The sequence below is a fragment of the Undibacter mobilis genome, assembly GCF_003367195.1.
GTDB lineage: Bacteria > Pseudomonadota > Alphaproteobacteria > Rhizobiales > Xanthobacteraceae > Pseudolabrys > Pseudolabrys mobilis.
This window is the reverse complement of record NZ_QRGO01000002.1, coordinates 111,292-133,679: the sequence shown is the minus strand read 5'-3', so window position 1 is coordinate 133,679 and position 22,388 is coordinate 111,292. Positions and strand designations below refer to the sequence as shown.

Annotated in this window: 27 protein-coding genes; 19 read left to right on the top strand and 8 right to left on the bottom strand. The window is 61.7% G+C overall.

Annotated elements, in window-relative coordinates; all coding sequences use genetic code 11:
* Window positions 1-9 precede the first annotated feature (9 nt).
* The 6 genes from DXH78_RS14850 (at window position 10) to DXH78_RS14825 (ending at window position 4,713) form a co-directional block, all read left to right on the top strand.
* Entirely contained in the window at window positions 10-1,656 is a 1,647-nt protein-coding gene (locus DXH78_RS14850) for an SIR2 family protein (RefSeq protein WP_115518013.1), read from the top strand.
* A complete protein-coding gene (locus tag DXH78_RS14845) occupies window positions 1,653-1,901 on the top strand; it encodes a type II toxin-antitoxin system HicB family antitoxin (RefSeq protein ID WP_210209590.1) in 249 nt (82 codons plus the stop codon). The genes DXH78_RS14850 and DXH78_RS14845 overlap by 4 nt, the downstream gene beginning before the upstream one ends.
* Window positions 1,902-2,065: 164 nt before the next feature.
* Window positions 2,066-2,416: a hypothetical protein gene (locus DXH78_RS14840; protein WP_115518012.1), complete on the top strand. Its 351-nt coding sequence runs from the start codon at window positions 2,066-2,068 to the stop codon at window positions 2,414-2,416.
* A gap of 105 nt (window positions 2,417-2,521) precedes the next feature.
* A complete protein-coding gene (locus DXH78_RS14835) occupies window positions 2,522-3,340 on the top strand; it encodes a hypothetical protein (protein ID WP_115518011.1) in 819 nt (272 codons plus the stop codon).
* 245 nt (window positions 3,341-3,585) lie between these two features.
* A complete protein-coding gene (locus tag DXH78_RS14830) occupies window positions 3,586-4,137 on the top strand; it encodes a hypothetical protein (RefSeq protein WP_115518010.1) in 552 nt (183 codons plus the stop codon).
* A 21-nt stretch (window positions 4,138-4,158) separates the two neighbouring features.
* A complete protein-coding gene (locus DXH78_RS14825) occupies window positions 4,159-4,713 on the top strand; it encodes a papain-like cysteine protease family protein (RefSeq protein ID WP_147292654.1) in 555 nt (184 codons plus the stop codon).
* Window positions 4,714-4,772: 59 nt separating this feature from the next.
* Here the strand turns inward: DXH78_RS14825 and DXH78_RS14820 are convergent, their stop codons facing one another.
* The 3 genes from DXH78_RS14820 to DXH78_RS14810 all read right to left on the bottom strand — a co-directional run bounded on the left by DXH78_RS14820 (window position 4,773) and on the right by DXH78_RS14810 (window position 8,193).
* Window positions 4,773-5,312, bottom strand: a complete 540-nt coding sequence (locus tag DXH78_RS14820; protein WP_115518008.1) for a GNAT family N-acetyltransferase — start codon at window positions 5,310-5,312, stop codon at window positions 4,773-4,775.
* A gap of 142 nt (window positions 5,313-5,454) precedes the next feature.
* Entirely contained in the window at window positions 5,455-6,648 is a 1,194-nt protein-coding gene (gene nhaA, locus DXH78_RS14815; RefSeq protein WP_115518007.1) for a Na+/H+ antiporter NhaA, read from the bottom strand.
* A 141-nt stretch (window positions 6,649-6,789) separates the two neighbouring features.
* On the bottom strand, window positions 6,790-8,193 hold the full coding sequence (locus DXH78_RS14810; RefSeq protein WP_245416888.1) for an aminotransferase-like domain-containing protein: 1,404 nt from the start codon (window positions 8,191-8,193) through the stop codon (window positions 6,790-6,792).
* A 120-nt stretch (window positions 8,194-8,313) separates the two neighbouring features.
* Between DXH78_RS14810 and DXH78_RS14805 the strand changes: the two genes are divergently transcribed.
* From DXH78_RS14805 to arsK, 3 genes are all read left to right on the top strand, one after another.
* The gene (locus DXH78_RS14805) at window positions 8,314-9,174 is read left to right on the top strand and encodes a DMT family transporter (RefSeq protein WP_115518006.1); all 861 of its coding nucleotides are present in this window, start codon (window positions 8,314-8,316) and stop codon (window positions 9,172-9,174) included.
* Window positions 9,175-9,264: 90 nt separating this feature from the next.
* Window positions 9,265-9,699 (top strand): VOC family protein, encoded by a 435-nt coding sequence (locus DXH78_RS14800; protein WP_115518005.1) that lies wholly within the window; start codon window positions 9,265-9,267, stop codon window positions 9,697-9,699.
* A 188-nt stretch (window positions 9,700-9,887) separates the two neighbouring features.
* Window positions 9,888-11,096 (top strand): arsenite efflux MFS transporter ArsK, encoded by a 1,209-nt coding sequence (gene arsK, locus DXH78_RS14795; protein WP_115518004.1) that lies wholly within the window; start codon window positions 9,888-9,890, stop codon window positions 11,094-11,096.
* A 30-nt stretch (window positions 11,097-11,126) separates the two neighbouring features.
* Here arsK and DXH78_RS14790 read toward each other — a convergent pair whose 3' ends face one another.
* Window positions 11,127-12,050, bottom strand: a complete 924-nt coding sequence (locus DXH78_RS14790) for a LysR substrate-binding domain-containing protein (RefSeq protein WP_115518003.1) — start codon at window positions 12,048-12,050, stop codon at window positions 11,127-11,129.
* A gap of 215 nt (window positions 12,051-12,265) precedes the next feature.
* Between DXH78_RS14790 and DXH78_RS14785 the strand changes: the two genes are divergently transcribed.
* Window positions 12,266-13,264 (top strand): TerC family protein, encoded by a 999-nt coding sequence (locus tag DXH78_RS14785; protein ID WP_115518504.1) that lies wholly within the window; start codon window positions 12,266-12,268, stop codon window positions 13,262-13,264.
* Window positions 13,265-13,508: 244 nt separating this feature from the next.
* Here the strand turns inward: DXH78_RS14785 and yghU are convergent, their stop codons facing one another.
* From yghU to DXH78_RS14770, 3 genes are read right to left on the bottom strand one after another with little or no spacing between them, the layout of a single operon-like run.
* On the bottom strand, window positions 13,509-14,381 hold the full coding sequence (gene yghU / locus DXH78_RS14780) for a glutathione-dependent disulfide-bond oxidoreductase (RefSeq protein ID WP_115518002.1): 873 nt from the start codon (window positions 14,379-14,381) through the stop codon (window positions 13,509-13,511).
* A gap of 41 nt (window positions 14,382-14,422) precedes the next feature.
* Window positions 14,423-14,710, bottom strand: coding sequence for a YciI family protein (locus DXH78_RS14775; RefSeq protein WP_115518001.1), 288 nt, complete (start codon window positions 14,708-14,710; stop codon window positions 14,423-14,425).
* 20 nt (window positions 14,711-14,730) lie between these two features.
* Window positions 14,731-15,336 (bottom strand): TetR/AcrR family transcriptional regulator, encoded by a 606-nt coding sequence (locus tag DXH78_RS14770; protein WP_115518000.1) that lies wholly within the window; start codon window positions 15,334-15,336, stop codon window positions 14,731-14,733.
* Window positions 15,337-15,751: 415 nt separating this feature from the next.
* Here DXH78_RS14770 and DXH78_RS14765 point away from each other — a divergent pair, with 415 nt between their 5' ends.
* The 7 genes from DXH78_RS14765 to DXH78_RS14735 all read left to right on the top strand — a co-directional run bounded on the left by DXH78_RS14765 (window position 15,752) and on the right by DXH78_RS14735 (window position 20,349).
* Window positions 15,752-16,174 carry a VOC family protein gene (locus tag DXH78_RS14765; RefSeq protein ID WP_115517999.1) on the top strand — a complete coding sequence of 141 codons (423 nt, stop codon included), beginning with the start codon at window positions 15,752-15,754 and terminating at the stop codon, window positions 16,172-16,174.
* A gap of 79 nt (window positions 16,175-16,253) precedes the next feature.
* Entirely contained in the window at window positions 16,254-17,465 is a 1,212-nt protein-coding gene (locus DXH78_RS14760) for an alpha/beta hydrolase family protein (RefSeq protein ID WP_115518503.1), read from the top strand.
* Between the two features lie 2 nt (window positions 17,466-17,467).
* Window positions 17,468-18,244 carry an LOG family protein gene (locus tag DXH78_RS14755; protein WP_245416886.1) on the top strand — a complete coding sequence of 259 codons (777 nt, stop codon included), beginning with the start codon at window positions 17,468-17,470 and terminating at the stop codon, window positions 18,242-18,244.
* A 139-nt stretch (window positions 18,245-18,383) separates the two neighbouring features.
* Window positions 18,384-18,770 carry an ArsR/SmtB family transcription factor gene (locus DXH78_RS14750; RefSeq protein WP_115517997.1) on the top strand — a complete coding sequence of 129 codons (387 nt, stop codon included), beginning with the start codon at window positions 18,384-18,386 and terminating at the stop codon, window positions 18,768-18,770.
* Window positions 18,767-19,300 carry an SRPBCC family protein gene (locus DXH78_RS14745; protein ID WP_115517996.1) on the top strand — a complete coding sequence of 178 codons (534 nt, stop codon included), beginning with the start codon at window positions 18,767-18,769 and terminating at the stop codon, window positions 19,298-19,300. The genes DXH78_RS14750 and DXH78_RS14745 overlap by 4 nt, the downstream gene beginning before the upstream one ends.
* A 31-nt stretch (window positions 19,301-19,331) precedes the next feature.
* On the top strand, window positions 19,332-20,084 hold the full coding sequence (locus tag DXH78_RS14740) for a DUF899 domain-containing protein (RefSeq protein WP_115517995.1): 753 nt from the start codon (window positions 19,332-19,334) through the stop codon (window positions 20,082-20,084).
* Window positions 20,085-20,088: 4 nt separating this feature from the next.
* Window positions 20,089-20,349 carry a hypothetical protein gene (locus DXH78_RS14735; RefSeq protein WP_245416885.1) on the top strand — a complete coding sequence of 87 codons (261 nt, stop codon included), beginning with the start codon at window positions 20,089-20,091 and terminating at the stop codon, window positions 20,347-20,349.
* A gap of 12 nt (window positions 20,350-20,361) precedes the next feature.
* Here DXH78_RS14735 and DXH78_RS14730 read toward each other — a convergent pair whose 3' ends face one another.
* Entirely contained in the window at window positions 20,362-20,808 is a 447-nt protein-coding gene (locus DXH78_RS14730) for a MarR family winged helix-turn-helix transcriptional regulator (RefSeq protein ID WP_168192846.1), read from the bottom strand.
* A 173-nt stretch (window positions 20,809-20,981) separates the two neighbouring features.
* Between DXH78_RS14730 and DXH78_RS14725 the strand changes: the two genes are divergently transcribed.
* Window positions 20,982-21,836, top strand: a complete 855-nt coding sequence (locus tag DXH78_RS14725) for an alpha/beta fold hydrolase (protein ID WP_245416884.1) — start codon at window positions 20,982-20,984, stop codon at window positions 21,834-21,836.
* 198 nt (window positions 21,837-22,034) lie between these two features.
* Complete coding sequence (locus DXH78_RS14720; protein ID WP_115517992.1) at window positions 22,035-22,385, top strand: ArsC family reductase; 351 nt, start codon at window positions 22,035-22,037, stop codon at window positions 22,383-22,385.
* The last annotated feature ends 3 nt before the right edge of the window (window positions 22,386-22,388 follow it).

Sequence of the window (22,388 nt, the reverse complement as noted above, 5' to 3'; positions counted from 1 at the left end):
AGCTGTTGCATGGCGCCCAAGTATCTCGTTCATTTTCCAAAGCCACTTTTAGAAGACCTTGTGAATGGCCGGTGGTTGCCGGTCGTCGGTGCGGGAATGTCGCTTAACGCGAAGCTGCCGCCGCCTGCAAAGATGCCCCTATGGTCGGAACTCGGTAAGAGCTTCGCAGAAGAACTGGCGGACTATTCGCCAACTAGCGTGCTCGATGGCATTTCTGCCTACGAGCATGAATTTGGACGCGCCCGTCTCATTGAGCGGCTGGTGAGCTTGCTGCATCTTGATCGAGTGCAGCCGGGTCCTGCACACAAGGAGTTCTGCAGCCTCCCGTTTGATATCGTTTGCACTACAAATTTCGATTTCTTGCTGGAAAAACAATATGACATGGAACGGCAGGACAATCGGACGGTCTACCCGGTGGTGGATGAAGATCAGCTCTCCGTTAATGTCGGAGCGGCCGGGACGCTTCTGTTAAAGCTGCATGGTGATGTGCGCCACCCCAAGCGACTTGTGGTTACAGAGGCCGACTATGACGGCTTTCTTACGAACTATCCGCTGATCGCGACCTTTCTCTCAAGTTTGTTAATTACAAAAACGGCTGTCTTTGTCGGCTACAGTCTAGAAGACCCTGACTTCCGGCAGATTTGGCAGGTGGTAGCGAGCCGCCTGGGCAAAACTAGGCGCATGGCGTATGCCATCCTGGTAAATGCGAAGCCCGGCGACATAGCTCGCTTTGAGCGTCGGGGCGTTAAGGTAGTCAACCTGCCGGGTACACGTGATCGGTATGGTGCTGTGCTTGCCGAGGCCTTTGTTGAGTTGCGAGAATATCGGCGTGAGAACGCAGGGCCTACGCTGAAGGCCACGGAGGAGCGTCCGCTAGAGCAGCTTCTCCTTCCGCGCGATGCTATGAGTCGGCTTTGTCTATTTGCAACGCCTCTCGATGTGCTCCCATTCTACCGTGAGAATGTATTTCCGCTCGCAGAGGCTGCGGGTTTTGTTCCTGTAACGGCCGCTGATGTCGTCAATCTCGGCGATAGCGTTAGTGCAAAGATCGATACGCTTATTGACCGTGCTGCGGTTATGGTTGTTGATGCTACTTCAGCTAACACGCAATTCGAGCTTGGCTTGGCCTTGTCGCGCGCGCAGGAGACGGGCGAGCGGCCCAACCGCCGGCCGTTGAAGGTTATCCCGATCGTTACGGAATTCTCTCAGTTGCCTATCCCAACCTTTGGGTACCATGTGATTGAGCGGCCTGCGGTTCTGGCTGAAGATAGTCCGTTTGTGCAGGCGCTCGGTATATACCTGCAACGCTTGGCGGACGAAATGGGTCTAGTGCAACGCCTAGAGCCGGGACGCCTTTTTGAAGCTAAAGAATATCGCGCGGCTGTGATTTCAGCGATGACGCTGCTCGAGACAACATTACGCCGTCGCTTAGACAAGGCTCCGCGCGATGCAGTACGAAGGCCAATGTCCGTGCGGCAACTAGTCGATCTTGCAAGAGAGCGGGAACTTGTCCACGAGAATTTCGGACGTATCTCCGAGTGGACAAAGATCCGTAACGACGCAGTGCATTCGGGAAAGCCTGTCACACGTAGTGAAGCCAAATCGATCGTTGACGGCGTCGCGCAGATTGTTGATCGATTTATTGTGTCTGGATGAAGACGTCTCATGCTTGGTTCTTGTCGATGAAAAACTACGCCATTGTTGTTTCCTGGTCGGACGAGGATCAGGTCTGGATCGCGGAAGCGCCGGACCTTGAGCCATGTTCCGCGCATGGCGATACGCGTGAGGGCGCCGTCGCGGAGCTGAGTGTCACGATGCAGGCATGGCTCGACGTCGCCCGCGAGAAGGGTTTGCCGATTCTCGAGCCGCGTTACCGGCCCGGGACGGTTGCTGCGGAGTAGCCGGGCCCGGCACGGCGGCGCAATACGCTTTGCTATTGCGCCCTAGAGGTCCAGCAAGTAGCCCGGGTGAGCGCAGCGAACCCGGGGCTGCTTCACTGTCGTTCCCAGGTTGCGCTTTCGCCCGCCCGGGCCACGCTCGCGAAGCCCGCCCTCGGAGTTCAGCCATGCCCCGCTTTCTCGCCGTCTACACCATGAAGCCCGAAAACGTCGTCCGCTTTCGCGCGATGTCAAAAGCGGAGCAGGAGGCCGTCGACGCCGCCGGCCTTCCGCAGTGGGTGGCATGGGAGAAGGCCAACGCCGCGTCGTTTGCCGACAAGGGTGGCATGGTCGGCAAGACCAAGCGCGTGACGAAGCACGGCGTCACTAACGCGCAGAACGACATCTGCGGCTATGTCGTCGTCGAGGCCGAGACCATCGACGCCGCGGCCAAGCTGTTCGAAAACCATCCGCACTTCAGCATCTTTCCCGGCGACGGCGTTGACATCATGCCATTCGTGACGGGGCCGGAGGGCTAGCGCTCCCCCTAGGCTTCGGCGTGCAAAAAAACACCGTTGCGCTTTGAGATTGCGTTCGCTAGCGTATAATACGAATGGTTGCGGCTCGCTGTGGGGGAGGGGCGCATGGTTCGGGCATCCGTCGGGCACTTCCTGTTGTTGGTTCTCGCGGCGTCATTCGTCGCGTCCGGTGCTTCAGCGCAAACGGCCGGCACGCCGCTCGCGCAGGCCTGCAAGCAAACCGGCATTTATCTCAAGCCCTATTCGTTCGACACACTCATGGACAAGCCGTTCAAGCTCAAGCTTGAAACCTGCGTGGATGGGACGGCCTGGTCGAACCTGTTTAATTTCAAGCTTCGGTTCGCCGGCCGGCTGGACGAGGTCAGCAAAAGCGTCGATGCTTTCGTCAACAAGCCGACGGCGCCTTGTGCCGACGGCAGCAACAATTACGTAAAGATCACATCGTTGACCGTCAGGACCGAGCCGGCGGTGGGAACCCAGCAGCCGGTTTATCTCGACGCTCTTGCCGATGTGACAAATTGCAAGCCGGTGTCCTTCGATGCAGACATGACCGTAAAGGTCAAGTTCTCGCTCAATATCAATAACCTGAAGATGATCAATTACGATCCGGAAATTTCGGTGAAGCCGAAGAACGTTGACAGTGGTTGGCTTCGAAACATTCAGAACAAGTTCTGGGTCAATCTGCTCAGGAGCTCAATTGTTGATAAGACTAAAAGTGAACTTGAGAAAGTCCTGAGCGCGTACCGAAACGTTTTGGCCGACTACAGAGAAGAAATTACGCTGTTCAAGCCAGTCGTCCGGTCGCTCGAATTTCGTACCGATGGTGATGCTATACTGTCCGATCTCAGAATTGATGCCCGTTTGCCTCAGCAGGTCATCGAGAAGCAGTCGATTCATCTGATCAATATGTTGCAACTCAAGTAGTTGCGCTTCTGTCATTTGGCATGTCGCGGTCATGCTTTGGCGCGGCATCGTAAAGTTATTTATAAACAAGAGCCTTGTCGACGGACGTGGTCGCGGGCGCCGGTGTGCGGCGCGTCATAAATATAAATATCTGCGAATAAATTATTCGGTGGATTAGTTTGTATAGAGCGTGCGCGTATTTGATCTGAATGCAACTTCATAAATGATTGATTGTTTAAAAATTCGAGAACCAAATGGGGGTTTGGATGAGAAAGTCGGCATGTGTTCTGGCCGTCGTCGCGGCGGCATTTCTTTTCGGCTCAAGCGGTGCGGCATTGTCCGAGGAACCGCTGGGCCGCGGCGGCTACGAAACGGCGCCAACCGTCAGAAAGACGGAGCCGATGACGCGGCGGCAGAAGCAAGTGCAGCGGGGCATCAAGAGCGGGGATGTCATCATTCTGTCCCTGCCGCAGTACTTGAAAATCCAGTTTTCCGATCCGGAGCTGGCATCGGCGCTCATGTCCAGCATGAGATCGAACGCCTATCCGAAGCTGTCCGCCGAGCGGCGCAAGCTCGTGCGCGACATGAGCATGGAAACCTATGACAAGATCAAGGCCGGTGCGGTGCCGATGCTGGGCGCGCAGGCATTCGCCGAGGAGCCCAAGCAGGTCGATCCGATGACGACAATGGTGGCATGTCTGGGCGCCGTGGCGGGCGCTGCGGCCATCAAGCCGCCGGCGAACTATTTCGTCATGTCGGCCATCGCGTCGGGATGTCTGGTTGTCTTCCTGATGAAAGAAAAGGTTCTGCCTATTTAACTTGAGGCGCGAGAACCTGCCGTGCGCCATAGCCTGATGGCCGTCGCGCTATTGCTGCTTGGGGTCTTGCCGGCCCCAGGCAGCACTGCGGTCGTTCCGGTTCCGTGGGTGGGGCAGAAAGGTTCTCGGGATTGCGGCCATGCCGTCCTGGCGATGCTGATCGCCTGGCGCAAGGGCGACGCAGACGGTGGAGCGGCGGCCTATAAGGGCTTGAAGCTTGCCCGCAACCGAATGTTGGCGCTGGAAGACCTGAGGCGCGTGGCTGCGGCGCATGGAATGAGTCTGGATTTTGTGGCGCCGGACCGGGTTTACATTCTCGGTATGTCGCCTGATGCCTCGCTTCTCGATGAATTCCGCAATGTGCTGAGCGGCCCCGAGCCGAGGCCGATTATCGTCGCCATTAAGGAGCAGGAGCTTCCGCACTACATTATTCTGGTCGGCGCAACGGGCGCTGAGTTTCTGGCGCGCGACCCCAACCCGGCCACCAAGGGCCGGCTCAGGAACTTGTCCAACGCCGAATTGATGCGCCTCATGACAGGATTTGGCGGCATCAGCCTCAAGGTGTCGAGGCGTTAATCCGGCGCGGGCGCTTTAATCGCAAGGTCGGCCGGCGTCCGCCTCGCCGAGTCTCCCGCCTATCCTCTCATCACCTTCTCGAACCTGAAAAACTCGCCGCCGCCGGGCAGGGCGTCATGGGGTGGCTTGTCGGGCAACGGATGATGCTCATGGTAGAAGTCGACAATCTTGAAGCCGCATTTATTGACGTAGAAGTGAATGTTGCGTTTTTCGAAATAGGGCGTGTGTGTCTCCCAGACCTTCGTGTCGGGATACATCGCTTCGATCGCCGCCCACGCTTTCGTGCCGATGCCGTGGCCGTGGCTCGCTGCGGATATGAAGAAGAGATCGAGCGCGTTGTGTTGCGTCGCTTCATCGATGCTCACCACCGCCCCGCCGACCTTCTTGCCGTCGGAGAGGATATGATAGACGGCGGACCCGGGAGCGGCGAAGGAACTGTCGACATCGTCATCGGACGGGATCGTTCCATCGCCGACCGCACCGAAGGCTTCAATCACGGCCACGGAAAAAGAGTCCCGCAGCTCCTTCTTGAATTCAGGCAGATCCGCCTTGTCCACACGTGCGAGTGTGACGCGGCTCGCTTCGCTCTCCGTCTTCAAGGTCGTAACTCCGTGCCGAAAGCCCACAATGCCGTGGGCTCGTCATGTCTGCCGCCGCGCCGCCGAGCGGCGGCTGCGGACATCGCGATTGAGAAAATCTTGATGGCTTTGTGAGGGCAGTGCCAACCGGCGGCGTCGAAGCCTAGCGTGCAGGGGCTTTCGGGCCGCCGGCCAGTCGCAGCGCGAGATAGCCCAGCGCGCCGGCCGCGAACGATCCGGCGAGAATGCCGATTTTCACCTGATCGAGCAGGGCGGCATTGTCGCCGAAGGCGAGCAGGCCGATGAACAGGCTCATGGTGAAACCGATGCCGCAAAGCAGGGACACACCGAGCAGGTGCTGCCAGCGTGCGTGCAGGGGCATGGCGGCGAGCCCGAGGCGGATCGCCAGTACGCTGGCCCCGAACACGCCGACAAGTTTGCCGAACAGCAAGCCGAAGGCGATGCCCGCCGGCAGCGCGCTGAGCATCGTGTCGAGCCCGACGCCGGCAAAGGACACGCCGGCATTGGCGAAACCGAAGATCGGCACGACGATGAAAGCGACCGGCTTGCTCAGCGCGTGTTCGAGTGCGTGCAGCGGCGAGCGCCGCGCGTCGTCCGGCGCGCCGCGCTTGTGCCTGAGCGGAATCGTCATCGCCAGCAGCACGCCGGCGACCGTCGCATGGACCCCGGAGCGCAGCACCAGAAACCACAGCAATGCACCGAGAATGAGATAAGGCAGCAGGCGGACAATGCCGGCTTTGTTCAGGGCGAACAGCGCGCCAAAAGTAACGGCCGCGAGGCCGAGATAAAGCGCCGAGATGTTCGCGGTATAGAAGATGGCGATGATGACGACGGCGCCGAGGTCGTCGATGATGGCAAGCGCGGCGAGGAACACCTTCATCGACGCCGGCACGCGGCTGCCGAGCAGTGACAACACGCCGAGGGCGAAGGCGATATCGGTCGCGGTTGGCACCGCCCAGCCGCGCAAGGTCTCAGGCGACTGGATGTTGAAAGCGACGTAGATGGCGGCTGGAACCGCCATGCCGCCCAGTGCGCCGAGGCCGGGCAGCATTCGGTTCGACCAGGTGGCCAGTTGGCCGTCGAGAATTTCGCGTTTGATCTCGAGCCCGACGAGCAGGAAGAACACCGCCATCAGGCCGTCATTGATCCAGTGAGCGACGCTCAAGGGGCCGATATAGGCGTGCAGCACCGCCTGATAGGCGCCAGCGGCGATCGAATTGGCGATGATGAGGGCCAGCGCGGCTGCCGCCATGAGAACCAGGCCACCAGCCGCCTCGCTGTCGAGAAAGCGGCGCAATGTAGAGGCGGGGCGGGGGGCTTCAAGGCGCGCAGTCATCGGCACAAGTCTCCGGCACAGACTTTGGGCGCTGGCGGCCCGACCAGCGCTCGATCCTGCCCGGCGGAGACGGACACCCTCATGGCTTCTATGACACTGCCTCGGGCCGCCCGCAACCTGCGACAAAGTGGTCTGCGCGGGTTACGCTTTCGCTTCCGCCGCAAGCGCGTTGCCGATGGCGTCGTAGATTCGCGGATGCGCCATCTGCGCGACGTTGAAGCGCAGAAACGACGATGCGGTTTGTGAAGCGCTGAACACATTGCCCGGCGCCAGCACGACTTGGTCTTGCAGGCAGCGCTGGGCCATCGATGTGGAGTCGCAGCCCTCAGGCAAGCGGCACCACAAATAGAAGCCGCCGCGCGGGACGATCCACGGCACGAGGCCGAGCGGCGCGAGTTTGTCGATCGCTTTTTGCCGCGCGCGGGTGAGCCGCCGGCGCACGTCTTCCATGTGCTTGCGGTAGGTGCCGCCGACGAGAACGCGTGCGATCGTTTCGGCCGCGATGGGGCTGGGGCCGCCGAAACTGGTGGCGATTTGCAAATCGACCAGGCTCTCGATCCAGTCCTTGCGGGCGGCGATATAGCCGCAGCGCAACGATGCCGACAGCGTCTTCGAGAAACTGCCGATCCTGATGACGCGATCGAGGCCATCGAGCAAGGCCAGCCGCGGCGACAATGTTGGCTCGAAATCGGCGAAGATGTCATCTTCGACGATGATCATGCCATGGGCCGCCGCGGTGCCGAGCACACGATGTGCGGTCTGCGCCGAGATGGTGGCGCCGGTCGGGTTATGCAGGGCGGAATTGGTGATGTAGAGGCGGGGCCTTTCCGTCGCGACAGTTTGCTCGAATGCTGCGACATCGGGCCCCGATGGCGTAAACGGCACGCTGACGATCCTGGCTTGATGCGCGCGCAGCAAAGACTGGAAATTGAAGTAGCAGGGATCGTCCACCAGCACTGCATCGCCGGGCTGCAGCAGCAGACGGCAGACGAGATCGATCGCGTGGGTGCCCGAATTCGTCAGCATCAGCTGGTCGGCGGATGCGGGCATGCCTTCATCGGCAAAACGGGCGAGCAGCATCCGGCGCAGGTTGAGCGAGCCGCGCGTGTTGCCATAGTCGGCCAGCAACGCGTCATCGGCGCGGCTGATGGTGCGCAGGCTCTTGCGCAAGGCGGCGTGCGGCATCCAGTCGGCGGGCAACCAGCCGCAACCGGGTTTGAGCGTCGAGGCTTCGGCATCGAGCGACTGGCGCGCCACCCAGAACGGATCGACGCCGCGCTCGCGCGGCGGGCCCATCTCCGCCAAAGCGAGCGGCGGCAGATCAGCTCCGGTCACATAAAAGCCCGAGCCGCGCTTGGCCCTGATCACGCCTTCCGCGGCGAGCCGGTCGTAGGCCTCGACCACGGTGGAGGGCGACACGCCCATGGTCCGGGCAAAACTGCGCACCGAGGGCAGGCGGTCGCCGGGGCGCAATGACCGCCGCGCGACCCGGTCGCGGATCGCGCTCATCAGGCTTTCGGTGCGTGTCGCGGCGCCGGCGGTCATCACAGTCTGTCCCGAAGTGTATGGCTATATGGACCAGTACGGATTGTTGAAATTGTACTGAACTGTGGCTGGCCGCGCCAGCCCAGGCCGGATAGTCAGCCGCCACAGACGGAGGTTCAGATGCAAGGCTCGATGGCAGGATGGGGCAGCGGCCTGCTCGGCGTCATTATTTTCAGCGGCTCGTTGCCGGCCACGCGCGTCGGCGTCGCCGCATTCTCGCCGATGTTCCTGACGTCGGCGCGCGCCGCCATCGCAGCCGCACTTGGCGCTGCTTTCCTCTACGGCTTGCGCCAGGCGCGCCCCGCGCGCGCCGACATCGTCCCGCTCTTCATCGTCGCCATTGGCGTGGTGGTCGGCTTTCCGCTGTGTACCGCACTGGCGCTGCAGCACATCACCGCGGCGCATTCCATCGTTTACGTTGGCCTCTTGCCGCTCGCGACCGCGATGTTCGGCGTAGTGCGCGGCGGCGAGCGGCCGAAGCCGGCGTTCTGGCTGTTCTCGGTCCTTGGCGCTGCCGTGGTTGCCGGCTTCGCGCTGCGCAACAGCGACGGGGCGTCGGTAGCGGGCGACTTTTTGATGGTGGCCGCGATTTTATTGTGCGGGCTCGGCTATGCCGAAGGCGCGACCTTGTCGCGCCGGCTCGGCGGCTGGCAGGTGATTTCCTGGGCGCTTCTGATGTCGCTGCCGGCGATGGCCGCGATCGCATTTGCCACGATGCCGGAGACATGGGGCGGCGTCGGCGTACCGGCGTGGCTGGCGCTGGGCTATGTGTCGGTCTTCAGCATGCTGGTCGGCTTCATCTTCTGGTATCGCGGGCTGGCACGGGGCGGTATCGCCGCAGTGGGACAGTTGCAATTGCTGCAGCCCTTCTTCGGCCTGATGCTGGCGGCGCTGCTGCTGCATGAGGCGGTGGCATGGAGCATGATCGCCTCGACGGCCATCGTCGTTCTGTGCGTGGCGGGGGCCAAACGTTTTGCCTGATGGTTCCGCGCCTGCGGCAACGGGCTCGCTTCGCGCCGCCGTGGGAACATGGCAGGACGGGCGCCGTTTAATCGGCATAGGGAGCTCGTCATGGAAACCATGGAAATTCACCGCGGCCGCCTGATCGATCACATCCAGCTCGTGGTCGACGATCTTGCCGCGGCGCGCCGTTTCTACGAAGCGGTGTTCAAGGTGCTGGACATTCCGCTGGGCGGAAGTGCCGACGATTATTTCTGGGCCGATGAATTGTTCGTCTCGACGCCGGGCAGTGAGGCCGCGCTCGGCAAGACGACCGGGCGGCATCATCTCGCCTTTCAGGCCAAAGATGAGGCGACGGTCGAGGCATTCTACAAAGCCGCGCTCGCCGCAGGCGGCAAGGACAACGGCGCGCCGGGCAAACGCAAGTATCATCCCGGCTACTACGCTGCTTTCGTGCTCGATCCCGCCGGCAATAATATTGAGGCCGTCTATCACGGCCCGGCGAAACGCTCGGCGCCGAGCGTGAAGTTCGAGTTCGAGATGTAGAAAGAGGCCGCCGCGCGAGGAAAGCGCGGGGGGCTGGCTTTTTGGATCGCTGGAGAAGCGGTTGACGATGCGGCCGTCGCGGGCGCGATCCCTTGAGGATCGCCAACGAAGGCTGTAGAACGCCGCTCGCGTACCATCACAGCCGCGCGACGCGCTGCAATCGAGACCACCTGATTGGGGCGACGTGAATGCGGCTCTGGGCTGAGATCGCCGCTCTGGGTGTCACCCAGATCATCGGCTACGGCACGCTTTATTACAGCTTCAGTATTCTCGAGCCGTCAATTTCGCGGGACTTCGGCTGGTCGTCCGAATGGATGTTCGGCGCTTTTTCCGGCGCCTTGCTGATCGGCGGGCTGGTCGCGCCGCTGACTGGACGGGCGATCGACCGCTTCGGCGCCGGGAGAGTCATGGCCGGCGGATCGCTGGTTGCAGCGCTGGCGCTGGTTGGCTGTGCGCTGGCGCCGTCCGGAGCCGCTTTCGTGCCGGCGCTGTTCGCGATCGAGATCGCCTCGACGCTGGTGCAATATGGCGCGGCATTCTCGCTTCTGGTGCAGCGCCATCACGACAGGGCCCAGCGCAGCATCGTCTATCTGACGCTCATAGCCGGCTTTGCCTCGACGATGTTCTGGCCGCTGACGACGTGGCTTCACCACGTGCTGACGTGGCAGCAGGTCTATCTCATCTTTGCCGCTTCGCATCTGATACTGTGCCTGCCGATCCACGCATGGCTGTCGCGACCGGTCGCGGACGCTTCACCGAAGGAAGAGGAGGTCAGGGCGGAAGCGTCCGGCGCGATACAATCGGCCGACGGCCTGCTGCTGCCGGCGGCGCGGCGCAAAGGCCTTGTGCTGACGGCGGGGGCCTTCGCCTTCGAGAGCTTCATCAGTTCTGCCATTCTGGTTCACATGTTGCCGATGCTGCAGGCGCTGGGGCTTGGGCTTGCCGGTGTCGTGGTCAGCACCGTGTTCGGGCCGTCGCAGGTGGCGAGCCGCTTCATCAACATGGTGTTCGGAAAGGGGATCTCCCAGCTCACTTTGGCAATCATCTCGGCTGCGCTTCTGCCGGGCGCGTTGATCGTGTTGTCGGCCAGTGCGCCGTCATTGGTAGGAGCTGTGCTGTTCGCAATTCTCTTCGGCATGGGCAGCGGTCTTTACAGCATCGTCGGCGGTACTTTGCCGCTGGAGCTGTTCGGTCGGCGTGGCTACGGCACGCTTCAGGGCCAGATTACGTCGGTACGCCTGATTGTCGGATCGGCGGCGCCGTTCGCCTTCGCGGTGATGATGGATCGTACCAGTCCCGCGGGCGCGGTGGTGATGTCAGCCGTTCTCGGCAGCGGCGCCGTTTTGATGCTGCTTGCGATCAAGCGGCTGATGAGCGAGCCTTCGCCTGACGTCTAGCGGACAGACATTGGACGCGGCTTGGCGCCGTCACTTTGTCGCCGCGCTGATCCCGAGCTTCGCCGCGGCGCGGCGTGCCTCGGCCGCAAGTTCCTCGAAATGGCGCTTGCGCCCGCTGGTATCGCGAAAATAGAGACCGACGGCGCGAGTCTCCCGCCAATCCTCGATCTCGAGCAGCCGCACGTCTTCCGCATGGCGAAACTCGGCGCGTGCGTAGAGTTCGGGGAACAGCGAGCAGCCCATGCCGATCGACACCATTTGCCTGATGGCGTCGAGGCTGGTGCCTTCATAGTCGTCGACGACGATCGCGCCGCTGGCTTCCGCCAGATGGCGAACATTGTCCAGAAGCCGGTTGCCGCTGCCCAGCGCCAGCAGACGTTCGCCCTTGAGGTCGGAAACGTGCGCGGCCGATTTCGACGCGAGACGGTGGTCGGCGGGCACGCCGAGAAAGAACCGCTCGGTGCCGATGCGCATGAACGCAAGTCCCGGCCGTTCGCACCCCGGCCCGATACCGCAATCGAGCAGGCCTTCGGCGACCGATGCCTCGATCGCGGCTGGGCGGTCCTCGGCGATGTAGATCTTGAGATCGGGATAGGTGCGATGGATCGGTGGCAGGAAAGTCGGGAGGAAGTAGGGGCCGAAGCTCGGCGGCGTGCCAAGCCGCACCGCGCCGCCCAGCGCGCGCGTATCGCTCGCCACCGAATCCAAGAGGTCGTTCATGGCGGCGAGCGTCAGGCGGGCGCCGTGAACGACCTTTTCCCCGGCAGGCGTTATCAGTACGGAGGTCGGCGTGCGCTCGAACAGCTGGACGCCCAGACCTTCCTCGACCAGCCCGATCTGCACCGAAAGGGTCGGCTGTGAGGCGTGGCAACGGCGGGCGGCCTTGCCGAAATGGGCGTATTCGGCCAGTGCGACCACATATTCCAGCTGGCGAAGGGTAGGGCGGAAGGGCATCTGGTCCGATAGCTAAAAGCTAATACAAGTATTGCCATAATCAATTTGAACTATCAACGGGTCCGCCCTAAGTTCCTCTCGATGAAGCCGTGGCCATTGCCCCTCAGGCCAGCTGCGGCGGCCCCGCTCACTGTCCGGGCCCCTCTGGCGAGAGACACCGGTCCTCTCGCGATGTCGGACGTCAGGTTCGGAAATCGGGCCGGTTGGAGACCTTCGTGGACTTGTCGTTTCTGTTCGCCGACTGGCTGGGCACGCCGGTCTGGATGTGGCTTGGCTTTATCGCCGTCGTCATCGCCTTGCTTGTGTTCGACCTCGGCGTTCTTCACCGCGACCATCGCGAGATCGAGGCGCGCGAGAGCCTGGTCCTGTCGGCGGGCTATATAGGCCTTGGCCTCGCCTTTGGTGGCTGGGTCTGGTGGCAACTCGGCGCCGAACCTGGCATGAACTACCTGACCGGCTTCGTCGTCGAAAAGACTTTGGCGCTCGACAATGTCTTCGTCATCGCGCTGATCTTCTCGTTCTTCGCGGTGCCGAGGAAGTATCAGCACAGGGTGTTGTTCTGGGGCATTCTCGGCGTGATCGTGCTGCGCGCCATCATGATCGGATTAGGCGCGGCGCTGGTCTCGCAGTTCGGTTGGGTGCTCTATATCTTCGCTGCCTTCCTGATCCTGACCGGCATCAAGATGCTGTGGATGGGCGACAAGGAGCCCGAAATCGGCAACAATCCCGTGATTGGCTTCCTTCGGCAGCGCTTCAAGGTCACGGACGAGCATCACGGGCCGAATTTCTTCGTCAGGAAGCTCGATCCGCAGACCGGCAAGATGGTTCGCTACATCACGCCGTTGTTTATGGCGCTGGTCATGGTCGAGATCGCCGACGTGATCTTCGCGGTGGATTCGGTGCCGGCGATCTTCGCCATCACCACGGACCCGTTCATCGTCTACACCTCCAACATCTTCGCCATCCTCGGCCTGCGTGCGTTGTATTTCGCGCTCGCCGCGATGATCCACCGCTTCACTTACCTGAAGCCGGCGCTGGCGGTTGTGTTGCTCTTCATCGGTGGCAAGATCTTTGTCGCCGATCTGCTGGGCCTCGAGAAGGTCCCCGCGGCGCTGTCGCTCGGCGTTACCTTTGCGATCATCGCTGCCGGCATCATCTGGAGTCTCATCAAGACGCGGCGCTCTGCGGCGTCGGTCAAAGAGGCGGGTGCATAGTTGCCTTCGCGGTGATGATGGATCGTACCAGTCCCGCGGGCGCGGTGGTGATGTCAGCCGTTCTCGGCAGCGGCGCCGTTTTGATGCTGCTTGCGATCAAGCGGCTGATGCGCGAGCAGATCCCCGATGCCTAGGCGGGCATCGGGCACGGCCCGGCGGGACGCTCGGCGCCGAGCCTGAAATTCGAATTCGAGATGTAGAGGGGCCGCCGCGCGAGGAAAGCGCGGCGGCCTTCTATCGGCGCTTATGCCTTTACGATTTTGTCCTGCGTCTTCGTGTCGAAGTCGCCGGCGTCATGGCGTTCGTGGAGCTGGCTCTTGGGATCGCCGGAGATGCGGTTGACGATACGGCCGCGATTGACGGCGGGCCGCTTCGCGAGCTGCTCGGCCCAGCGCAGCACGTTTTTGTATTCGTGGGCGCTCAGGAAGGTGGCGGAGTCGCCATAGAGCCAGCCTTTCACGAGTCCGCCGTACCATGGGAAGATGGCGATGTCGGCGATCGTATAGTCGGGCCCGGCGATGTACTCGTTGTCGGCGAGACGCTTGTCGAGCACGTCGAGCTGGCGCTTGGTCTCCATCGCGAAGCGATCGATCGCGTATTCGATCTTGGTCGGCGCATAGGCATAGAAGTGACCGAAGCCGCCGCCGAGATAGGGCGCGCTGCCCATTTGCCAGAACAGCCAGGAGAAGCATTCGGCGCGCGCGGCCGGATCGGTCGGCAGCAGGGCACCGAACTTTTCGGCGAGATAAGTGAGGATGGCGCCGGATTCGAAGACGCGGATCGGCTTTGCGCCGCTGCGATCCATCAAGGCCGGGATCTTCGAATTCGGATTGACGGCAACGAAACCGGAGCCGAACTGCTCGCCGTCGCCGATCTTGATCAGCCAGGCGTCGTATTCCGCGCCCTTGTGCCCGAGGGCAAGCAATTCCTCGAGCATGATCGTCACCTTCTGGCCGTTAGGCGTGGCCAGAGAATAAAGTTGCAGCGGATGTTTGCCGACCGGCAGTTCTTTTTCATGAGTCGGCCCCGAAACGGGACGGTTGATGTTGGCGAACTGGCCGCCTGAGGGCTTGTTCACCCAAACCTTGGGCGGCGTGTAATCGTTCGTCTCGGTCATGTTCCTGATCTCCTGATGTCGTCGGTATATGAGTTGCGGACCTAGCCGAACAAGCCCTCAAGCTGGGGTTGGCGCTGGGAAGGCTCGATTTCAATGATCTCGGGCACGACAATGCCGTGGGTGACGAATGGATCGTCGTTAACCCGGGCCTCAAGGGCTTCGCGTGACGTGTTGTGCGCCATGATGCCGCCGCCGAGTTGCGGCTTGAGGCTGCCGGACATCAGAAAAATGCCGTCGTCGAAGCCGCGTTTCAGCCAGGCCTTGTGGCCGTCCATGAACTGACCGGCTTTTGCTTTGTTATCCGAAAATTTGAGCAGTACAATGAACATCCGATCCTCTTTTGACGATGCTAGTGTTGTCTTCGGCGGTTGTCGGGTCTGGGCGTTGCATGGGCGACGGCCGCGGTCAGCCATTCTTCCATCAGGGCAACTTCCCGGCGGATGAAGCGGTCGTCGCCAAATGCATTGGCAAGCGTGGCGACGCCCTGACTGCGCGCCAGCAGATGCATCGCGAGCCGGTCGGCGTCTGCGCCGCAACCGAGGGCGCGGAATTGCGTTCCGAGCCAGGCGCGGAAGAGACCGAATAGCTTGTTGGCGTCCTCACGTGCGACGTGGTCGAGCTTGGCCATCTCGGTCACGAGCGTGCCGACCGGGCAGCCGTAACGTTTGATAGCGGCGCGGTTCGCGATCATCATGTGCATGAAGCGGCGAATGCGTGCCTCGGGATTGGGCGCTTCGCGCTCCCAACCCTCGATCATCGTCTTCGTATGAGCGAGTCGAGCGGCAATGACAGCGGTCAGTATCTCGTCCTTTGCCTTGAAGTGATAATAGAAATTGCCGCGCGAGATATTTACGGCTGCTGCAATGTCGGCAAACGACGTGTGTTCGTAACCGTTCTCATAGAACAGACGGTCGGCGGTCGTGACGATTTGCTCGCGGGTTGTGAGGGCGGTCATGTTCGGCGGAAGCCCCGTGACGATTCATACGCTTGTCCTAATTAATAGGACAAGCGTCCAATACAGTCAAGTTCGCGGCGCGCCGGCGCGGGATCGGCCGGTCTACTGGCTGATGTCGGTCAAGATTTGATGGGGCATCAAGGATTGCTGGAAGCGCTTCGCGAATCCGGTTTTAATCTCCGGCATTATCGAGCGGCACCGGGGGGCGCCGCCATATATTCGACACCTCCGGTGTTGCGATCGGCGCTGTTTCCGGAGCGGCGGCCGTGCGGCCGGTTGGACGATTTTTCAGGCGGCGGCGTCGAGGGATTGAGGGAAATTTCCTCGCAATCCTTCAATTGAGGTCGTGCGAAGTCTTGATTTGCGGCGCGAATGGCGTCGCTGTCTGCAATGCGTGCAGAAGGAGATTTGTCGAATGCAACAGATCGCAGTGATCACCTTGGGAGTCGCCGAGCTGGCTCGCTCGCGGCGGTTCTACACCGAAGGCTTTGGCTGGACGCCGGTCTTCGAGAACGATGAGGTGATCTTCTATCAGATGAATGGTTTGGTGCTGGCGACCTGGCTCACGGCGGCGCTTGCGAATGACATGGCCCGCGGCAACCTGCTGCGACCCGGCGCCTTCGCCCTCGCGCACAATGTCCGCGAAAAGGAGCAGGTGGCGCCGTTGATCGAGCGCCTGGCCGCGGCTGGCGGCAATCTGCTGCGGCTGCCTGACGAACCGGCGCATGGCGGCTTTCGCGGCTATATTGCCGACCCCGACACGCACGCTTGGGAGATCGCGTGGAATCCGGCGTGGCCGATTGACGACCATGGCCATGTGAAATTCGCGTCTGGCTGACGGAAAGATCGCGCGCGGTCTTCAGCGAAACTTAAGCGGTTTGAGCGAGCGTCGCGTCATGTTGTCCTCGGAGGTCCCGATGCCCTTTGCACGTCGATTGCTGGCCATTGTCATATTTGCGCTGGGTTTGGCAGCCCAGCCTGCGGCAGCGCAGGGCAGTGGTGCCATTCAGGTCGCCGCGGGGGTGACCTATGAATTTATCGGCCGCTGGGATGCCGACAAACTCAACAAGGTGCTGACCGAGGACACGCCTAAGTTTTTCGGCGTCACCGTCAAATACAGCGCGGCGAAGAACGCGGTGAAACTGTACCGTGTGACTTATAATTCCGTGGTGCCGGAGCGCGGCAACAAGCCGATCGTGGCGACCGGGCTCATCGCCATTCCCGATATCGCAGGTACGTCGTTCCCGTTGGTCTCGTATCAGCACGGAACGGTCTACGAAAAGACGCAAGTACCGTCTTATCCGGATCAATCGCCGGAGACGCAGCTGATGCTCGCGCAGTTCGGTGGCCAGGGCTACATCGTCATCGGCGCCGACTATTTCGGCATGGGCGCATCGAAAGAGCCGGAAGGCTACATGGTCAAGGCCAGCCACCAGCAGGCGTCCTATGACATGCTGATCGCCAGCCGTGCCGTGCTGGCCCACATGAAGCTGGAGAGCCCGAAGCTGTTCATTGCCGGCTGGTCGCAAGGCGGCTTCGTCACCATGGCATTCCTGGAGAAGCTGGAAGCGGCCGGTGTGAAGGTCGATGCCGCGGCCACGGCCAGTGCGCCGGTCGACATCTTCGTCGCGCTCAATGGCTTCCTCAGCTTTCCGCGCAAGATCGACGCCGACTGGGTGAACTCGCTGTTTATCCTGTCGTCGTTTTCGTTCGAGAATTACTATGGCGTGCCGGGACTGGCGCGATCGCTGATCGCCGACGCCTACTACGACGTCGCGCGCAAAGCTTACCTGCGCGAGCCGTTCAATCCCGCCGACGTGCCGACCGATCTGCGTAAATTGCTGAAGCCGGATTATTTCAATCCGCAGTTCTTCGCCGAGTCGGCGTATGGGAAGCTCGTGGCGCAGACCGCCGCCTATCGCTGGATCGTCAAGTCGCCGACGCGCAATTACTACGGCGAGACGGACGAGGCGATCTCGATCGGTCTCGGCCAGCTCGCAGCGACCTACCAGCACGCCATCGGCAATGGTAATACACAGGTTCAGGCAGTCTCGACCGGGCCGACCTCGCATCGCGGCACCTATGCGACTGCCGTGCCGCAATGGAAGATCTGGTTCGACGGACTTTGAATGTGACAGACGATCCGCCGCGCGCGCTGATAACCGACCCCGAGGAGCCGCTCTGCGGTGAATTCAGGCCGGGCAACGGCAATCGCGGCGAGCGGCTGCAGAACGAGTTCAACGCGGTGGAGGAGGTGCTGGGCCGCTGGCGCATCCGCTCGACCATCGTGGTGTTCGGCTCGGCGCGCGTGCGCGAAGACGGGCCGGGGCGTCATCCGTTCTGGTACCAGCAGGCGCGCGCCTTTGCCCGCATCGCCTCGGAGCAGGGCGGCGCCTTGCGGCCGCGCGGCCAGGTTCATGACAACGTCATCGCCACGGGCGGCGGCCCCGGCATCATGGAAGCGGCGAACCGCGGCGCGCACGATGCCGGCGCGCCGTCGATTGGATTCAACATCGAACTGCCGTTCGAGCAGAGGCCCAACCCCTACACGACGGCGGATCTGACGTTCCAGTTTCACTATTTCTCGATCCGCAAGATGCATCTGGCCATGCGTGCCAATGCGCTGGTGGTTTTTCCCGGCGGCTTCGGCACGCTGGACGAACTGTTCGAGATCCTGAATCTGCGCGTTACGCGCAAGGCGCCGCCGGTGACGACAATCATGGTCGATCGCGCGTTCTGGAAGTCGGTCATCAATTTCGAGCAACTGGCGACCGCCGGCATGGTCGATCCGGCCGAGTTCAGCGCGTTCGATTTCGCCGACGACGCCGGGGAGGTCTGGGCCAAGCTTGCCGCTACCGATCTGACGTCGCGTTACGACAACGTGCCGGTGGTGCCGACGGCAAAATAGGCCGCGCTGAACTCAGGCGAGAGGCGGGGCATCGCTCACACGAACGCATTTTTGTCGTGGCATCAATGGCCTGAAACGGCGGCAAAAACCATTCAACCATATGGTTGACTAATTATCCGGACCGTCTATATTCAACCACATGGTTGAATTATTGACGCCCCAGCTCGACACCGTTTTTCACGCCCTCGGCGATGCCACGCGCCGGCAGATGCTGCGTGACCTCGCTGCCGGCGAGCGCTCGGTCGGTCAACTGGCCGAACCGTTCTCGATCTCGCTCGCGGCCGCTTCCAAGCACATCAAGGTGCTGGAAGGCGCCGGGCTTATCCGCCGCGAAGTGAAGGGGAGGACGCATATGTGCCGCCTCGAACCCGGCCCGCTCGCCAGCGCGCATGAATGGCTCGGACACTACGAGCGCTTCTGGGCCGGCCGCCTCGACATTCTCGAAAGCCTGTTGCGTGCTGACGATGCGCGCAAGCTTTCCGCCACCAAGAAGCCAAGCATCAAGAAGAAGGGACCGCGTCAATGACCGACATCATGACTTCAGGCAGCTACGGTGAGGTGATCGAACCAGCGACGCTGAAGATCGAACGCGTATTGCCCGGGCCTATCGAGCGCGTCTGGGACTATCTGACGAAAAGCGATCTGCGCCGTCAGTGGCTCGCCTCGGGGGACATGGCCAAGAAGGCCGGTAGCGAATTCGAACTCACCTGGCGCAACGATGAACTCACCAATCCGCCGGGCCAGCGGCCCGAAGGTTTCGGCGAGCAGCACACCGCGGTCTGCCAGCTTCTCGAATACGATCCGCCGCACATTCTGTCTTACACCTTCGGCAAGCACGGCGAGGTAACATTCACTCTCACGCCGAAAGGCAACGAGGTGCTGCTGACGCTCGTTCACCGCCGCATGCCGGATCCCGGCATCATGGCCATGGTCGGCCCCGGCTGGCACGCCCATCTCGACGTCCTGGTGGCGAAGATGCGCGGGCTGAAGACCGTCCCGTTCTGGGATAGCTGGGTCAAACTCAAGGCCGAATACGCCAAGCGTCTGCCGATCTGACACGCGATCGCAGGCGAGAATGGAGAGAATCATGAGTGAACACACCGTCGCATCGCGCGAAGACTGGTTGAAGCAGCGCCTCGCTCTGCTCGAGGAGGAGAAGGAGCTGACGCGGCATGGCGATCGTGTCGCGCAGTTGCGACGAAAATTGCCCTGGGTCAAGATCGAGAAGAATTACGTCTTCGAAGGACGGGACGGCCACGAGAGCCTTGCCGAACTGTTCGAAGGCCGCCGCCAGCTTATGGTACAGCACTTCATGCTGGCGCCGGGCTGGGAGGAGGGTTGCAAGAGCTGCTCCTACATGGCCGATCATAGCGACGGCATGATTCCTCATCTTGCGCAGCGGGACACCACCTTTGTCGCCATCTCGCGTGCGCCTTACGATGAGATCGTGCGCTTCAAGCGACGCATGGGCTGGAAGTTCAAGTGGCTGTCGTCGAGCGGCACCAGCTTCAACTACGACTTCCGCGTCAGCTTCACGCCTGGCGAGGTCGCCAAGGGTGCGCCGGTGTACAATTACGGGACCTCACCTTTTGTCCGCGACGAATTGCCGGGCGTCAGCGTGTTCTTCAAGGATGAGACGGGCGACGTCTTCCACACCTATTCGACCTATGGCCGCGGTGTCGAGGTGATGATGGGGACGTACCGGATGCTCGATCTCACGCCGAACGGCCGTGACGAGCACGACCTGCCGTTCACGATGGCATGGGTGCGTCACCACGACCGTTACGAGTCCGGTACGGCGAACGCCGCATCGTGCTGTGGCGCGCTGGCGCGCGGGTGACGCCATGGACCGCGCGGCCGGGGATCGGATCCTGCGCGACCGGATCGGGAGCGACGATGCCGCTCCCGCGCTGGTCAGGGCTCTTGGTTACGCAGCCGCGCCGGTCTTCGCGTTGATGGCATTGTGGACCGGCGCGTTCGGCGGACCAGCCGGCATGCTGTGCACATCGCTATATGGCGGTTCGCCCCTCGCAGGCATGGGCGTGATGTATGCGCTGATGAGTCTGTTCCACGCCGGGCCTTGGCTGCGGCTCGTTCGGCGTTGATCGTCACGCCGGCTAACGCCTTGAGCCAGCGTCGAGCTTGTCGCACAGCGTCCGGTGAATCTTCTGGAGCTGGCGGTTGAGGCTCGCGAGTTGGCTTTCGCTGACGCCCGCATTCTCGATCAGCGTATCGCCGAGACATTGGCACTTTGTGAGCAACGTGCGGCCGGCAACGGTGAGCTGCACGGTCACCTGCCGTTCGTCGGTAGTGCTACGCTTGCGCTGAACGAAACCCGCTTGTTCCAGCCGCTTCACTGGCGGTGTCACCGTGCTCGACTCGAGCCCTAGCCGGGCGGCGATGGCGCCGATGGTCATTCCGTTTTGCTCGGCCAGCGCCGTCAGCATCAGATACTGCGGATAGGTGATGCCGAGGTCGTCGAGCATCGGTTTATAGGTTCGCGTGATCGCCATACTGGTGGCGTAAAGCGTGAAGCAGAAGTGTTTGTCGAGCGGACGGTGCACGGCCGGCGGTTCCCTTTGCGCGGCGCGGAGCGGCCGCTTGCGACGAAGGTATGACAGTCTGTGGCTCCGCGCAAATAGATATCGCGATAAATATTATCTTGACTGGTGCGGCGATGCGCGCTAGAAAAAGATATCGCGATAATGAATATCGCCAAACAAAAATGGAGAGTGTTATGAGCGAGACCAATGCGGGCGGCGGCTTCATAACCATCAAGGACGGCGCGCGGATCTTCTACAAGGACTGGGGCTCGAAGACGGCGCAGCCGATCGTGTTCCACCACGGTTGGCCGCTGAGCGCCGACGACTGGGACGCCCAGGTGCTGTTTTTCCTCGGCGAAGGCTATCGCGTCATCGCCCACGACCGCCGCGGCCACGGCCGCTCCAGCCAGACCGACACCGGCAATGAAATGGACACCTATGCCGCCGACGTCGACGCGCTGGCCGCGCATCTGGGCCTGAAGAACGCCATCCATGTCGGCCATTCGACCGGAGGCGGCGAAGTCGCGCGTTACGTCGCGCAGTACGGCGGCAATGGCCGCGTCGCCAAGGCCGCGCTGCTCGGCGCCGTGCCGCCGATCATGCTCAAGACCGCCGCCAATCCGGGCGGCTTGCCGCTCGAAGTGTTCGACGGTTTCCGCGCCGCGACCGCGAGCAACCGCGCGCAATTTTTCCGCGACGTTCCGGCCGGCCCGTTCTACGGCTTCAACCGTCCGGGCGCAGTGGTGTCGCAGGGAGTGATCGACAACTGGTGGCGGCAGGGCATGATGGGTGGCGCCAAGGCGCATTACGACTGTATCAAGGCCTTCTCGGAAACCGACTTCACCGACGACCTCAAGAAAATTGAGGTGCCGACCTTGGTGATGCATGGCGAAGACGACCAGATCGTGCCGATCGCCGACTCGGCCTTGCTTGCGGTCAAGTTGCTGAAGAAGGGCGAGCTCAAGACCTACAAGGGTTTCCCGCACGGCATGGCGACGACGCACGCCGACGTCATCAACAAGGACCTGCTGGCGTTCTTCAAGGCCTGACGTCCAATGCTCGACAAAGGGAGACACCCGCCGCACGCGGGCGTCTCTTTCTCCGGCGCGCGACGCGGGTCTCCGCTACAGATCGTGTCCCGGGCGCAAATTCCTTTTGACAGCTTCGCTTATGATGTGGCCAACCAGCACGCGTGCAAGCTACTCTTCGTCAAGAACCAAAGCAGACATCGAGAGCGTGCTCCGACCATGCCCATCACCATTTACGGCATCAAGAACTGCGACACGATGAAGAAGGCGCGCGCCTTTCTCGACAAAAAGGGCGTCGACTACGCTTTCCACGACTACAAGACGGCGGGCATCGACAAGGACAAGCTTGCTGCCTGGGCGAAGAAGGTCGGCTGGGAGACCTTGCTCAACAAGGCCGGCACCACTTTCAAGAAGCTGCCCGAGCAAGACAAGGAAGGGCTCACCGAAGCCAAGGCCATCAAACTGATGCTGGCGCAGCCGTCGATGATCAAGCGTCCGGTGCTGGAGATCGGTGGCGGCAAGATCCTGGTCGGCTTCAAGCCGGAGGACTACGCCAAGGTTGGCGGCTGAGGC

Coding starts and splice junctions, on each gene's coding strand:
- DXH78_RS14850 (WP_115518013.1), top strand. CDS start 10: ATGGCGCCCAAGTATCTCGTTCATTTTCCAAAGCCACTTTTAGAAGAC.
- DXH78_RS14845 (WP_210209590.1), top strand. CDS start 1,653: ATGAAGACGTCTCATGCTTGGTTCTTGTCGATGAAAAACTACGCCATT.
- DXH78_RS14840 (WP_115518012.1), top strand. CDS start 2,066: ATGCCCCGCTTTCTCGCCGTCTACACCATGAAGCCCGAAAACGTCGTC.
- DXH78_RS14835 (WP_115518011.1), top strand. CDS start 2,522: ATGGTTCGGGCATCCGTCGGGCACTTCCTGTTGTTGGTTCTCGCGGCG.
- DXH78_RS14830 (WP_115518010.1), top strand. CDS start 3,586: ATGAGAAAGTCGGCATGTGTTCTGGCCGTCGTCGCGGCGGCATTTCTT.
- nhaA (WP_115518007.1), bottom strand. CDS start 6,648: ATGACTGCGCGCCTTGAAGCCCCCCGCCCCGCCTCTACATTGCGCCGC.
- DXH78_RS14810 (WP_245416888.1), bottom strand. CDS start 8,193: ATGACCGCCGGCGCCGCGACACGCACCGAAAGCCTGATGAGCGCGATC.
- DXH78_RS14805 (WP_115518006.1), top strand. CDS start 8,314: ATGCAAGGCTCGATGGCAGGATGGGGCAGCGGCCTGCTCGGCGTCATT.
- DXH78_RS14800 (WP_115518005.1), top strand. CDS start 9,265: ATGGAAACCATGGAAATTCACCGCGGCCGCCTGATCGATCACATCCAG.
- arsK (WP_115518004.1), top strand. CDS start 9,888: ATGCGGCTCTGGGCTGAGATCGCCGCTCTGGGTGTCACCCAGATCATC.
- DXH78_RS14790 (WP_115518003.1), bottom strand. CDS start 12,050: ATGCCCTTCCGCCCTACCCTTCGCCAGCTGGAATATGTGGTCGCACTG.
- yghU (WP_115518002.1), bottom strand. CDS start 14,381: ATGACCGAGACGAACGATTACACGCCGCCCAAGGTTTGGGTGAACAAG.
- DXH78_RS14775 (WP_115518001.1), bottom strand. CDS start 14,710: ATGTTCATTGTACTGCTCAAATTTTCGGATAACAAAGCAAAAGCCGGT.
- DXH78_RS14770 (WP_115518000.1), bottom strand. CDS start 15,336: ATGACCGCCCTCACAACCCGCGAGCAAATCGTCACGACCGCCGACCGT.
- DXH78_RS14765 (WP_115517999.1), top strand. CDS start 15,752: ATGCAACAGATCGCAGTGATCACCTTGGGAGTCGCCGAGCTGGCTCGC.
- DXH78_RS14760 (WP_115518503.1), top strand. CDS start 16,254: ATGCCCTTTGCACGTCGATTGCTGGCCATTGTCATATTTGCGCTGGGT.
- DXH78_RS14750 (WP_115517997.1), top strand. CDS start 18,384: ATGGTTGAATTATTGACGCCCCAGCTCGACACCGTTTTTCACGCCCTC.
- DXH78_RS14745 (WP_115517996.1), top strand. CDS start 18,767: ATGACCGACATCATGACTTCAGGCAGCTACGGTGAGGTGATCGAACCA.
- DXH78_RS14740 (WP_115517995.1), top strand. CDS start 19,332: ATGAGTGAACACACCGTCGCATCGCGCGAAGACTGGTTGAAGCAGCGC.
- DXH78_RS14735 (WP_245416885.1), top strand. CDS start 20,089: ATGGACCGCGCGGCCGGGGATCGGATCCTGCGCGACCGGATCGGGAGC.
- DXH78_RS14725 (WP_245416884.1), top strand. CDS start 20,982: ATGAGCGAGACCAATGCGGGCGGCGGCTTCATAACCATCAAGGACGGC.
- DXH78_RS14720 (WP_115517992.1), top strand. CDS start 22,035: ATGCCCATCACCATTTACGGCATCAAGAACTGCGACACGATGAAGAAG.